Below are 12,236 nucleotides of genomic sequence, written 5' to 3'. Positions count from 1 at the left end.
GGGGATAAATGGTGACCAAAATAGCCAATACATTATTATTACAACCAAAAAACCACAGCCTATGCTGTGGTCTCTATAGTTGATCAAGATGTGTATTTATTTTATAAAAACACGATTGGCTTTATAAAATACATCTTATCAAAACAGCTTATTAGAAGCTGTGGTCGCCTGACAATGCTAAATCTAATGAGCTAGTAGCAAAATTATGCTCTGGCTGATTTAGGATATCGCGTGTGATTTTGCCAGCGGCAATTTCACGTAGTGCCAATACTGTAGGCTTGTCGTTATCAACGTCAACCAACGGCTCGGCAATACCTTTGGCCAATTGACGGGCGCGTTTGCTTGCGACCAAAATTAGCTCAAAGCGATTATCAACATTATCCAAACAATCTTCAATCGTCACTCGTGCCATAAATAGCTACCTCGGTTGTTTTTATTAGTAACGGACCTTGCCCGCCACTCAATAAAAATAATATCAAAAATATAAAGGGGGATAGCTAAATATTATAGCATTTTTTGCCAAGTGGCGTAGTTGCTTTTTATATCTACTTACGAGATTAGCTGCTTGTGCTTAGTTTACTCTTCTACCTGAGTGTTTAGCAAGTTGCTAATCGTGCGATGATAGCGCTGCTGCTGACGACTAAGTGTCTGCCTGTCGGCCACGATAATGGCTTTTAGCTCAGCTAAGGCTACGTCAAAATTATCATTGATCACTACATAGTCAGCATTCACATATTGTGCCATTTCGGTGACCGCGCCAGCTAGACGGCGCTCTATAACTTCTACAGAATCTTGCGCGCGGGTTGAGAGACGTTGACGTAATGTCGCAATGCTGGGTGGTAGAATAAAAACCATAATGGCATCGGGAAAGATATTTCTGATTTGCGTCGCGCCTTGCCAGTCAATCTCCAAAATAACGTCGATACCCGCCGCTAGCTGGGTACGGACACTTTCCTCTGACGTGCCATAATAATTACCAAATACTTCAGCATGCTCTAGAAATAGACCCGCATTGATACCATTGGTAAAACTATCGGTATCCGTGAAATGATAGTGCTGACCATCAATCTCGCCTGGACGCGGTGCGCGAGTCGTATGTGAGACACTGACCGTTAAGTCATTGGTGGTAGCAAGCAACTGCTTGACCAGTGAGGTCTTGCCAGTACCTGAAGCGGCAGTAACGATGAATAATGAACCTGTCATACAATTTATCCTAATAGAAGGTGTCTTAGTAACTCGTAAAATGTATCGTAATAAATGCGTGTTGATAAAAGTTAAGCAGTGCCTCAGTCAAAAATAAAGACTGGAAAAAATAAAAAACGCCATCATGTATGGCGATAGAAATTATAATAGATGCATTATTATAAACTGCTTTTATACAAGTTAAAGCTGGTTTTGCAATATGTCATAAGCATGCTGAGATTTGCCTATAAAATATTGCTATGAGTAGACAGCTATTTTAGAGAGTGATAAAAGCAAATTATGCTAAAGTAGAGCATTGATTTCGCCGCAACTTTTGAATAAAAAATTCAAAAATACGTTTTAACTATAAATTATCCAATGATAGGCCTTTTTATGCAAATTTATCTTGCCAATCCCCGTGGATTTTGTGCTGGTGTGGACCGTGCAATTGCGATTGTTAATGAAGCATTGACACGTTTCGAGCCGCCTATTTATGTCCGTCATGAAGTTGTGCATAATAAGTTTGTGGTGTCAGACTTGGCCAATCGTGGTGCGGTATTTGTTGAAGAGCTTCACGAAGTACCAGACGGCTCCATCGTTATTTTCTCCGCTCATGGGGTCTCCAAAGCAGTTGAAGATGAGGCTGAGCGCCGAGATTTGACTGTGTTTGATGCAACATGCCCGCTGGTAACTAAAGTGCATATCGAAGTGGCCAAGTTTGCGCAAGATGGGATGGATGCAGTGTTAATAGGACATGCAGGACATCCGGAAGTCGAAGGTACTATGGGGCGCTTTAATCGTCGCCATGGTGGACAAATTCATCTGGTCGAAGATGAGAGTGATGTGGCCGCGTTGACCGTACAAGATGCCGAACGCTTGGCATTTGTGACTCAGACAACCTTGTCGATGGATGATACTGCGCGCGTTATCGATGCGCTGCGTGAAAAATTCCCTAGTATCCAAGGCCCTCGCAAAGACGACATTTGCTATGCTACTCAAAACCGCCAAGATGCGGTAAAAGATTTGGCCAGTCGCTGTGAAGTGGTCTTGGTAGTTGGTTCGCCAAACTCATCAAACTCCAATCGCTTGCGAGAGCTAGCTGAGCGTATGAATTGCCGAGCGTATTTAATCGATAATGCCAGTGAGATGGACAAGCGTTGGTTAGATGGTGTGCAGAGTATAGGCGTGACCGCTGGTGCATCTGCGCCCGAAGTGTTGATCCAAGAAGTATTGCAACAGCTTCAAGACTGGGGTGGTGATCTGCCTAGTGAGCTATCTGGTATTGAAGAAAATGTGACGTTTAGTCTGCCAAAAGCGTTGCGGATACCTGTTACTCAGGTTGGTAAGTAACTAATATTCGTGTTTGTATTTGTATGAACCATCATTGATATGGATAAGGTCGCATGAAAGAACCAAAAGCCAGATTTGTATTGGCAGAGGCCACGCTCGCTGAAGTCAACAAGCAACTAAAACTCAATATGCTAGTGATGGCAGCAGTGGTTTTCGTATTGTTTATGAATATCATGAAGTTTATGGCAGAAAAAAGCTTTTTCTACGCGATGCTCGCAGTAGTTATGATCTGTTTATTATTCTTCTTACAAAAAGCTCGCCGTATTCTCACGCTAAGAAAACAAGAGCTTATCCATAAATAGAAAGTACAAGCATAAATAAAAAATACAAGTGAAAGTGCCAAATATAGGATAGCTATGACTGCTTATTACAAATTTATCAAACGAGAATTACAAGAAGACGGTGTCAGTGTGGCGCATTATCAGCCAACCAAGCATGCTCAAGGTGCTTGGAATGAGCATGAGCAGCACATGGCGCCAGCAACAGGCCTATTAACAGCCGAGATTAACAGCTTCGCGCCACAACCCAATACTCGTATCGCACGTGTGAGCCTCGATATCTTGGGGCTAATACCGCTGGACGATTTTACTATCACTACTCGCTGTATCCGACCAGGCAAGACTATTGAGCTGGTAGAAGCGGTCATGAGTAGCCGTGGCCGTGACGCCATCATTGCAAGAGCATGGCGACTGATTACTCAAAATACCAGCGAGATTGCCGGACTTGAAGATCAACCAGCAGAATACAAACCTGAAGAGTTGCCAGTTTGGGAAGGCATGAAAGGCTGGCCGGGCGGTTTTATTGAAAGCGTACGTCTAGTAGCGACAGAAGACCGCCGTTCTGGTCGCGGTATGGTATGGATTACCAATGATCTCGACATGATAGAAGGCGAGCCGACTGATGATTTGGTGCATCTGTTAGGTATGGTCGATACTGCCAATGGTGTTGTACCAAGATTGGGTCTTGGTTTGTCTAAGTTAGAATGGATGTTCCCCAATACTGATTTGCAAATCCATATGCATCGCTCGCCAAAAGGTCGCTGGCTGGGTATCGAGGCTGTACAACAATATGGCGACGACGGTATCGGATTGACAAGTGCGGTATTGCACGATATACATGGGCCTTTTGGTCGTAGTGAGCAAATTCTTACTATTCGTCCGATGCCACGTTAGAAGGCTAAGAGTCAGTCATTTTATAGTTTTGAAAAATGAAATGATACGTTGTAATCAATTAATTATACAAATAATAGAGAAATAGTTTTAATAGTAGCTAACAAGACAATATTACTAAAAAGATAATATTACTAACAAGCCGATGTTAATCGACATAGAGGTTACTATGAAAACCCATACTCAATTTTCAAAAAAGCTGACGACTCTCTGGGATATATTGATAGAAGCATATTCAGAGTAGTTGCTGTTGTTTGCACTTTGATTGCTATATCAGAAAATGACTGAGCAAATAAATGACGAAGCAAGTAAAAACCAAGCAAACAAATGACTGATACCAGAACACCGCCTTGGTAAACAAGCGCGGTGTTTTTTATTGAATAGGGCTTTTGAGCTTGAATTTTTTCTCAATGCCCCTATTAGTATAGACAGTTTAACGGTATTACATACGGCAAGTTATCTAACATTATGAGAACGGCTTTAGTGAGTATATCGTTATCTGATAATAGGTCTTTCATAGAATTTAAAGGAGTTTTTATGAGTGAAGCAACTCAAGCTGAAGGTCTGAATCCAGAATTAAAAAAACATACGTTTGAAGCTGAAGTGGCGCAGTTACTACATTTGGTAACGCATTCACTATATTCTAACGCTGATATTTTTGTCCGCGAGTTGGTATCTAATGCGTCGGATGCTTGTGATAAGTTGCGCTTTGAAGGCACAAATGATGATAGCCTTTATGAAGATGATGGCGAATTAAAAATCCGCATCGCTGTTGATGAAGCTGCCAAAACTATTACCTTTACCGACAATGGTATTGGTATGAACGAAGCCGATGCAATCGAAAACTTAGGTACGATTGCTAAATCAGGCACCAAAGCATTTTTGGACAAATTGTCTGAATCACAGAAACAAGACGGTCAATTGATTGGTCAGTTCGGTGTTGGTTTTTATTCAGGTTTTATCGTGGCTGATACCATCAGTGTCGAATCACGCAAAGCGGGCGAGCCTGCTGATAAAGGTGTGCGCTGGGTATCAGATGGTACTGGTAGCTTTACTGTTGAGCCTATTACCAAAGACACGCGCGGTACGGCGATTACTTTGCATCTGAAAGAAGAATATAGCGAAGGCGAAGATAGCTACTTAGATCGCAGCAAAATCAAGCGCTTGGTTAATAAGTACTCTGACCATATCAGCTTGCCGATTCAAATGCGTAAAGAGATCTGGCAAGAAGATGTAAAAGAAGACGAGAACGATGACACGCCTGTTGGTGGCCAGATGGTACTCACCGATGAGTGGGAAACAATCAATAAAGCCAGTGCACTATGGACTCGCTCAAGCTCTGAAATTGAAGATGATGAGTATGTCGATTTTTATAAGAATATCTCTTATGACATGGATGCGCCGCTTACTTGGACGCATAACCGTGTAGAGGGTCGCGTACAGTATACGCAGCTATTATATATTCCTAAAAAAGCACCAGTTGATCTATACACTCGTGAGCAGCAGCATGGTCTAAAGCTTTATGTGAAGCGCGTCTTTATCATGGACGAAGCTGAGCAATTGCTACCGATGTATTTGCGTTTTGTGAAAGGGGTCATCGATTCAGCCGACTTGCCATTGAACGTGAGCCGTGAGCTACTACAAGAGTCACGTGATGTAAAATCTATTCGTGATGGTAACGCTCGCCGTATCTTAACCTTGCTCGCAAGTCTTGCTAATAGCGAAGACAGTGACAAGCAAGAAAAATTTGCACAGTTCTATGCAGAGTTCGGTGATGTCATCAAAGAAGGTTTAGGCGAAGACGTAGGCAATCAAGAACGTATTGCTAAGCTATTGCGTTATGCAACTAGCACCCAAGACGGTTTGGTAACAAGCTTTGAAGACTATAAAGGCCGTATGAAAGATGGCCAAAAAGCCATCTACTACCTCACAGCTGATAACCTAGCCGCTGCGAAAAACAGCCCGCAACTTGAATTATTCAAGAAAAAAGGCATCGAGGTTATCTTGATGACTAGCCGTGTTGATGAATGGGCAATGAACTTCTTGACCTCATTCGATGAGACACCGCTGCAAAACATCGCCAAAGGCGCAGTAGATTTAGGCGACTTGCAAGATGAAGCAGAAAAAGCGGAAGCAGAAAAAGCCCAAGAAACGCTAAAGCCTGTTGTTGATAAATTAAAGGCTGCATTGGGCGAGCGTGCTAAAGACGTCAAAGTGTCTACTCGTTTGGTTGATAGTCCAGCTTGCTTGGTTGTAGGTGAAGGTGAGTTATCCCCACAAATGATTCAGATGCTACAGCAAATGGGTCAGGACGTACCAGCAAGTAAGCCAACGCTAGAAGTAAATCCTGATCATCCACTCATCAAGAAGCTTGAGAGCAGTGAGCAGTTTGATGACAGCTTTGATAATCTGGCACAGGTGATCTTTGATCAAGCATTATTGGCAGATGGCGGTCAGCTAGACGATCCAGCCGCTTACCTAAAACGCGTCAATGAGCTATTGATGAGATAATGTTTAGTAATTAGTAAAAAAGGGAGGCTTTATATAAGAGGCCTCCTTTTTTATTTGAATTTTTAGCCGAATTTGAGTGAATTTTACAAATCAGCCTTATCCTCTTAACCGACAATCCGTTACAATCGCGATAGATTAGCGAGCTAAAATATTAAGCAGTGCTGGTCATCTTCTATAATCACTCCATCGTGAATTCAATATAAATCGATGTCTGCATGCTGTACAAAAAATCGTCAATTGATTGCACCGCGTGGCTGTTACATTAAGATAATTATCATTGAGTCATTTTATTTTTCTCGACTGGCTAGAGGTCTAAGTCTTTGTCACTTACGTCGTTAAAAACCGTCTCGCTTCAGCGTTTTTCGCTCAATTTCGCTGCCAATATTATTGCAACTTTGTGGATGCTAGTGGGCTCAACACGGGCTTTTTCTTGGGTTAAACCCACTTTTGTACAGTTTGCCGTATTTGCACTATTGGCGCTTGGTAGTAATGTCTTATTTTCATGGTTAGCTGCTGAAAGTGGCAGCATATTTAATGAGCAAGGATTGGTCAGTTATTTGATCTGGCCGATGATTATTTTGCTTGGTGGTATCATTTTGGCTCGGCGAGCGAGCAATCAAGCATTGGTATTTGTACCAGTAGTGCTGTGGTTGGTCGCCGATACATTGTCAGCCTTATTACAGAGCTTGGTGCAGTTTTTTGGTAGCTATGGTTGGTTGCCAAATTGGAGTTATTCGTTCTTACCAGTACTTTTTTTAGTATTGTTCTTATGGCAAACGCTAGCTCTATTGTGGATTTTCTCCCGTCGTCTGCGTATACCATGGTGGGAGCGAATCATTGTATTGGTTGGCGCGGTAGCGTTGCTGACCATCTGGCAGCGTAATGTCGCTGACCAGCCGATCTTTAAGCAAATACCTGTAGAGCCTGTACTAGAAGAGGCGGCACTGTATCAGCAGCCACGTCTATTACAGCAAGCATTGGATAGTATAGACCCAAGTATCGATGGCAAAACCGACTGGTACTTCATGGGAGTGGCAGGATTTTCTGATCAAAACGTCTTTCGCTCTGAGATTAACAAGGTGCGCGAGTTGTTTGATGTACGCTTTGGTACCAGCGGGCATTCACTATCGCTGATTAATAATACTTATAGTTGGCTAGATGAACCAATCGCTACTAAGACCAGCATTTTGCGCGGTCTAAAGAAAATTGGTCAGCAGATGAACGCTGATGAAGATGTGTTGTTCCTGACGTTGTCTTCACATGGTAACCAAGATATCGTTCAGTTGGCAAATCCGCCGCTTGCGATGGATAATTTAGATGCTACATGGTTGCGTGACGCGCTAGACGCATCGGGTATTCGCTGGCGTGTGATCGTGGTGTCTGCCTGCTACTCAGGTTCGTTTATTGACGAATTGGCATCGCCAACCACGGTAGTGATTACTGCATCAGCCGCTGACAAAGCATCATTTGGCTGCACGAATACAGCTGAGATGACGTATTTTGGTCAAGCGTTTTTTGCTGAAAGTCTACGAGGGAATACCAGTTTTGAGTCGGCTTTTAAGGATGCCAGTATACGGGTCAATGAGCGTGAGAGCGCAATGGGCTTTGAGCCATCAGAGCCGCAGATGGTAATCGGTAGTTTAATGGAGACGGCATTGCCTGCGTTTGAGCAAGTATTGTTTGATAAGGCGCGCCCATCCGTTGCTAGTATTACAAATAATGCTACTTCTACAACAGTTAATATTCTACCTGACAGCGCTACTAATCTGTCGGTAGACGAAGTAGAGATAGCTGCTGAATAGCTAAATAAATATAAAGTATGATTTGGCATTTAATAAATGCCAATATCAGATTTACTATTAGATGATGAATATTTATTAAACATTGTCATTGGTTCTATTTTGAATAAAAGGATATCACTCATGCAAAATTCCTATAGTCATAGTTTATCTACCAATAAGCAGCTTACCCAAAAAAGCGTGAATCGCTGTTTCAACGGTGAGCAGCATTATTATAGTCACGAGTCGACATCTACCAAAACCTCTATGACGTTTAGTATTTATCTACCTGATGAAGCCTTGGCTGGACGACGTTGTCCTGCGATATTGTACCTATCAGGTCTGACGTGTAATGCTGATAACGTCACTCATAAAGCGCATTTTCAGCAAAAATGCAGTGAGCTTGGTATGATACTTATCGCACCTGATACTTCACCTAGAAGTAGTGACGACAGCGATGTACCAAACGACGATCGCTATTTTGTCGGTCAAGGTGCAAGCTATTATGTTGACGCGACCCAAGCGCCTTGGTCAGACAATTTTAATATGCAAAGCTACATCGTTGATGAGCTATATGACTTATTACGTTCAGAGTTTCCCATCCACAGTATTGGTGTTACAGGACACTCAATGGGAGGTCATGGCGCGTTATTGCTAGGGTTTAAGTTCCCAAGTAAGTTTGTCAGCGTATCAGCTTTATCGCCAGTATGCGCAGCTAGTGAGTCTGCATGGGGGCAAGCTGCTTACACAGAGTACTTCGGTGATGATAAGTCTCTATGGGCGCAAGCGGACGTCTCACAGATGATTGAAAAAGTCGGTCAGCAGTATTCGAGCATTTTGGTTGATCAAGGCGCTGCTGATAATTTCTTAGCAGAAGGTCAGCTACAGACTTCTAAACTACAAGATGCTTGTGCAAAAGCCAAACAGCCCTTAACATTACGCTATCAAGCGGGGCATGACCACAGCTATTATTTTATCCAAACAGTGATTAATGATCATATCGAACATCATTGGCATATGGCTCAAATGAGCTAAGATGTCTTTTAGATGACCGTGATACATTTTTCGCTATTCCATTCATGCTCAACAGGTAATTTTTATGGCAAGTTATCAAGATTTGACAGCTTCTAATTCAAAGAATAAGTCAGCAGATACGAGCTCTACAAAAGCGACTATGCAAGCTGATATGGATGCTGCTCTACAAAAGAAACAACGTAACATTGATTATAGTGATGAAGTGTCTCAAGTTAAGTCAGACGAGCTGATTGCAAAAACCGTCAACGACGCTGGTGATAGAGTACTTGATGATGTGCAAATATCTCGCGTGATAGAGATGGCATGGGAAGATAGAACGCCATTTGGTGCTATAGAGCATAGCTACGGTCTCGATGAGACTGGGGTTATCAAACTCATGCGCCAAGAGCTAAAGCCGTCATCTTTTCGCTTATGGCGTCAGAGAGTGAGCAATCGTGCTACCAAACATGAGGCAAAGCGCTCTTTCGAAGTTGGCCGTGCTTATTGTAAAACCCAATATAAGCAGCGCTAAACCATTAAGTATTTAACATCATTATATAAAGGCTCTCAGCATATGTGAGCCGCTTAGAACTTTCTTTTTAATTTATCAATATCTTATATAAACATGAATTAGGTAGCTCAATTATGAACAGTCCTGCTAAACCTTATCTTATTGCACCGTCGATACTCTCAGCTGATTTCGCGCGGTTGGGCGAAGAAGTGGAGAAGGTACTAGAGTCGGGTGCCGATGTGATTCATTTTGATGTAATGGACAACCACTACGTACCCAATTTGACGTTTGGTAGTATGATTTGTAAGGCATTGCGTGACTATGGTGTTGAAGCGCCAATTGATGTGCATCTGATGGTTTCACCTGTCGATAGTATGATTGAGCAGTTTTTGGAAGCGGGTGCTAGTATCATTACCTTCCATCCAGAAGCCAGCGCTCATATCGATCGCTCACTTCAACTGATCAAAGATGGCGGTGCAGAGTGTGGTTTGGTATTGAATCCAGCGACGCCATTACATTATCTTGATTATGTTATGGATAAAGTAGATCAGATTTTATTAATGAGTGTGAACCCGGGCTATGGTGGACAGTCGTTTATCGATAGTACTTTAGATAAAGTCCGTCAGGTACGTCAGCGTATCATTACTAGTGGTCGAGATATTCGATTGGAAGTTGATGGCGGTATCAAAGCCAGTAATATACGTGCGATTGCTGAAGCAGGTGCTGATATGTTCGTTGCGGGTTCTGCGATTTTTAATCAAGAAGATTATAAAACGGCTATCGATGAGATGCGCGCAGAGTTGTTATTAGCCAACAACAGCTAGCGAGTGTTGTATGGTTAATAAACGCTATTAGCCATGCCATAATAATATTAGAATGTGCTGTATAACTTATGACTCTATATAACGGTCAGTCACGTAAAGGTGAAATATGGACACAAACAATTCTAGCCGTTCAACAGAACCTTCTGAGCAAGCAAGCTCTCATGAAGCGTTGAACCAGCAGGCTAAGCAATCACTTGAAAGTGAAACACCGCAGCGCAGCTTGGTGCCTAGAGGTATTACCATTGGCTTAGCGATGTTTGCACTGGTACTTAGCTTGGCAGGTTATGGCTTTCGCCTGATGGTGGGTGATGATGTTGAAACCGTGCTGCGTCATGCAGCGGTCATTGTGCCTGCATTTATGCTAGGCATTCCGCTGTTTTTTTGGGTAGGCTCTCGCATACTTAATAAAGTTAAAGGCCTGCATATCGAGAGTTGGAATGCGATTAGTTTGGGTTATTTGACCTCTTGTATATCGATGCTATGGCTGATGGGTACTTATAGTTAAGTTGTTTCGCTGTAAATATAAGTCTTTTTCGCGCCTGTATCGTTTATTCGCATCTATATTGTTTATTCACGCCTATACAGTATCGTAATATTTTATATTTTTAATCATTAAACCATGTCCTACAAGCATGACTGGAATTTTATATGAGAATCGTACCAGCCAGTATTGCTAAAATTATCTATCCTAAAGACTTACCAAATGGCTTATTTACCAGCTTAATTATCGCTTGTTTATTAATGGGATTGGCGTCATTACGTCACGGAACCGACTTACAAGGTTGGTTAAATGTCATTGAGAATTGGCTGCTTATGCTGCTGATATTGCCTACTGCGACGGCTACCGTTGCACTGCCATTTAAATATCGTGATCCTAGCCTTGAGCTAAAGCTGGTTTATTACCTTGGAATGTTTGTGGCCTTCTTATTTACATTAGGAAAGTTGCGTTATTGGCACTAATATATACAAATGACATGGCATGTAAGTTTGCTTTTATAGCGAAGACTTATGTGACAGCCCTTGAATTCCAGTGTTAAAGCGTCCATTGTATGAGTAAGACAGATTTACCCGCGTTACTGTAAGACGATAGATTTGCCGGATGAGTTTATTTTTAGAAAATAACTGCTTTGCAATGACTAGTTTCTCTACCAGTACTAAACGGGATAATAAGGAACACATTAATGCCATACGATATCGATATCGATAATGATATAGAAGTAGATAACGAGAGTAGCGATCAGTTTGCAGGATTTGCCAAAGAAACCACGTTAGAGCTGGTGGAAGCAGATGATGGTAGGTTGTTATTGCGTGATGCTGAACAAGACGAAGCGCCGCTGATGACTATTGATTTTTCTGACAAGCTAAAAGAGCTACTTGGTAGCGATACTCAAGCGATTGGTCAACACATGATTCATGCTGCGATTCAGGTCATTATGCAAAAGCAAATGAGTAAGTGGCACGCCCATGTATATGATAAAGAACCAACACACTACAGCTAATCTTTGGTTGTTTTTGAGCATTAGCTAAAACAAATACCAGTCAAAGCGAATAATTGAAGACGTAGCTTAGCAATATGAAACTACAGCCATGAAAAAAAGGGTTTATCAATTGATAAACCCTTTTTTTGTTCAAATAGTACCACTTATAAAATGGAAATTATTTGATTTTAGCTTCTTTGAAGATCACATGCTGGCGTACTTTTGGATCAAACTTTTTGATTTCCATTTTGCCAGGCATAGTGCGCTTGTTTTTAGTAGTGGTGTAGTAATATCCAGTACCAGCTGTTGATACTAATTTAATTTTATCTCTCATGATAGCTTTCCTGTAAATGAGGGGTCTTCAAACGATAGGTACGTGTCTCAAAGAGTGAGTTGCCACAATTAATGTAGCAAAACAG

The 12,236-nt window shown here is 42.0% G+C and carries 14 protein-coding genes; 11 read left to right on the top strand and 3 right to left on the bottom strand.

What is annotated here, in order from left to right; all coding sequences use genetic code 11:
• Window positions 1-151: 151 nt before the first annotated feature.
• Complete coding sequence (rpoZ, locus tag ACS8FA_RS26100) at window positions 152-412, bottom strand: DNA-directed RNA polymerase subunit omega (protein ID WP_057761396.1); 261 nt, start codon at window positions 410-412, stop codon at window positions 152-154.
• Between the two features lie 164 nt (window positions 413-576).
• On the bottom strand, window positions 577-1,203 hold the full coding sequence (gene gmk / locus ACS8FA_RS26095) for a guanylate kinase (protein WP_290176363.1): 627 nt from the start codon (window positions 1,201-1,203) through the stop codon (window positions 577-579).
• Between the two features lie 372 nt (window positions 1,204-1,575).
• On the opposite strand from gmk, the gene ispH reads away from it, so the two are divergent.
• From ispH to ACS8FA_RS26040, 11 genes are all read left to right on the top strand, one after another.
• Entirely contained in the window at window positions 1,576-2,532 is a 957-nt protein-coding gene (gene ispH, locus ACS8FA_RS26090; protein ID WP_160022292.1) for a 4-hydroxy-3-methylbut-2-enyl diphosphate reductase, read from the top strand.
• Window positions 2,533-2,585: 53 nt separating this feature from the next.
• The gene (locus ACS8FA_RS26085) at window positions 2,586-2,834 is read left to right on the top strand and encodes a hypothetical protein (protein WP_102092783.1); all 249 of its coding nucleotides are present in this window, start codon (window positions 2,586-2,588) and stop codon (window positions 2,832-2,834) included.
• A gap of 54 nt (window positions 2,835-2,888) precedes the next feature.
• Window positions 2,889-3,704 carry a thioesterase family protein gene (locus tag ACS8FA_RS26080; protein ID WP_165597648.1) on the top strand — a complete coding sequence of 272 codons (816 nt, stop codon included), beginning with the start codon at window positions 2,889-2,891 and terminating at the stop codon, window positions 3,702-3,704.
• A gap of 534 nt (window positions 3,705-4,238) precedes the next feature.
• Window positions 4,239-6,212 carry a molecular chaperone HtpG gene (gene htpG / locus ACS8FA_RS26075; RefSeq protein WP_439266946.1) on the top strand — a complete coding sequence of 658 codons (1,974 nt, stop codon included), beginning with the start codon at window positions 4,239-4,241 and terminating at the stop codon, window positions 6,210-6,212.
• 320 nt (window positions 6,213-6,532) lie between these two features.
• Window positions 6,533-8,014 (top strand): C13 family peptidase, encoded by a 1,482-nt coding sequence (locus ACS8FA_RS26070; protein ID WP_439266948.1) that lies wholly within the window; start codon window positions 6,533-6,535, stop codon window positions 8,012-8,014.
• A gap of 120 nt (window positions 8,015-8,134) precedes the next feature.
• A complete protein-coding gene (gene fghA / locus ACS8FA_RS26065) occupies window positions 8,135-9,025 on the top strand; it encodes an S-formylglutathione hydrolase (protein ID WP_439266950.1) in 891 nt (296 codons plus the stop codon).
• A gap of 229 nt (window positions 9,026-9,254) precedes the next feature.
• The gene (locus ACS8FA_RS26060; protein WP_371547594.1) at window positions 9,255-9,536 is read left to right on the top strand and encodes a TIGR03643 family protein; all 282 of its coding nucleotides are present in this window, start codon (window positions 9,255-9,257) and stop codon (window positions 9,534-9,536) included.
• Between the two features lie 113 nt (window positions 9,537-9,649).
• The gene (rpe, locus tag ACS8FA_RS26055; protein WP_101205795.1) at window positions 9,650-10,339 is read left to right on the top strand and encodes a ribulose-phosphate 3-epimerase; all 690 of its coding nucleotides are present in this window, start codon (window positions 9,650-9,652) and stop codon (window positions 10,337-10,339) included.
• A gap of 106 nt (window positions 10,340-10,445) precedes the next feature.
• Entirely contained in the window at window positions 10,446-10,844 is a 399-nt protein-coding gene (locus tag ACS8FA_RS26050) for a hypothetical protein (protein ID WP_439266953.1), read from the top strand.
• 143 nt (window positions 10,845-10,987) lie between these two features.
• Window positions 10,988-11,299 (top strand): hypothetical protein, encoded by a 312-nt coding sequence (locus ACS8FA_RS26045; RefSeq protein WP_057761376.1) that lies wholly within the window; start codon window positions 10,988-10,990, stop codon window positions 11,297-11,299.
• Between the two features lie 221 nt (window positions 11,300-11,520).
• Window positions 11,521-11,838, top strand: a complete 318-nt coding sequence (locus tag ACS8FA_RS26040; RefSeq protein ID WP_439266955.1) for a hypothetical protein — start codon at window positions 11,521-11,523, stop codon at window positions 11,836-11,838.
• Window positions 11,839-11,995: 157 nt separating this feature from the next.
• Here the strand turns inward: ACS8FA_RS26040 and rpmG are convergent, their stop codons facing one another.
• Entirely contained in the window at window positions 11,996-12,151 is a 156-nt protein-coding gene (gene rpmG, locus ACS8FA_RS26035) for a 50S ribosomal protein L33 (protein ID WP_010201403.1), read from the bottom strand.
• Between the last annotated feature and the right edge of the window lie 85 nt (window positions 12,152-12,236).

The sequence above is a fragment of the Psychrobacter sp. 1Y1 genome (genome assembly GCF_051847395.2).
Classification (GTDB): domain Bacteria; phylum Pseudomonadota; class Gammaproteobacteria; order Pseudomonadales; family Moraxellaceae; genus Psychrobacter.
This window is presented reverse-complemented; position numbering and strand designations above follow the sequence as displayed.

What these genes read in the sequence shown, in the direction of transcription:
- rpoZ (WP_057761396.1), bottom strand. Translation starts at nt 412, where the DNA reads ATGGCACGAGTGACGATTGAAGATTGTTTGGATAATGTTGATAATCGC.
- gmk (WP_290176363.1), bottom strand. Translation starts at nt 1,203, where the DNA reads ATGACAGGTTCATTATTCATCGTTACTGCCGCTTCAGGTACTGGCAAG.
- ispH (WP_160022292.1), top strand. Translation starts at nt 1,576, where the DNA reads ATGCAAATTTATCTTGCCAATCCCCGTGGATTTTGTGCTGGTGTGGAC.
- ACS8FA_RS26085 (WP_102092783.1), top strand. Translation starts at nt 2,586, where the DNA reads ATGAAAGAACCAAAAGCCAGATTTGTATTGGCAGAGGCCACGCTCGCT.
- ACS8FA_RS26080 (WP_165597648.1), top strand. Translation starts at nt 2,889, where the DNA reads ATGACTGCTTATTACAAATTTATCAAACGAGAATTACAAGAAGACGGT.
- htpG (WP_439266946.1), top strand. Translation starts at nt 4,239, where the DNA reads ATGAGTGAAGCAACTCAAGCTGAAGGTCTGAATCCAGAATTAAAAAAA.
- fghA (WP_439266950.1), top strand. Translation starts at nt 8,135, where the DNA reads ATGCAAAATTCCTATAGTCATAGTTTATCTACCAATAAGCAGCTTACC.
- rpe (WP_101205795.1), top strand. Translation starts at nt 9,650, where the DNA reads ATGAACAGTCCTGCTAAACCTTATCTTATTGCACCGTCGATACTCTCA.
- ACS8FA_RS26050 (WP_439266953.1), top strand. Translation starts at nt 10,446, where the DNA reads ATGGACACAAACAATTCTAGCCGTTCAACAGAACCTTCTGAGCAAGCA.
- ACS8FA_RS26045 (WP_057761376.1), top strand. Translation starts at nt 10,988, where the DNA reads ATGAGAATCGTACCAGCCAGTATTGCTAAAATTATCTATCCTAAAGAC.
- ACS8FA_RS26040 (WP_439266955.1), top strand. Translation starts at nt 11,521, where the DNA reads ATGCCATACGATATCGATATCGATAATGATATAGAAGTAGATAACGAG.
- rpmG (WP_010201403.1), bottom strand. Translation starts at nt 12,151, where the DNA reads ATGAGAGATAAAATTAAATTAGTATCAACAGCTGGTACTGGATATTAC.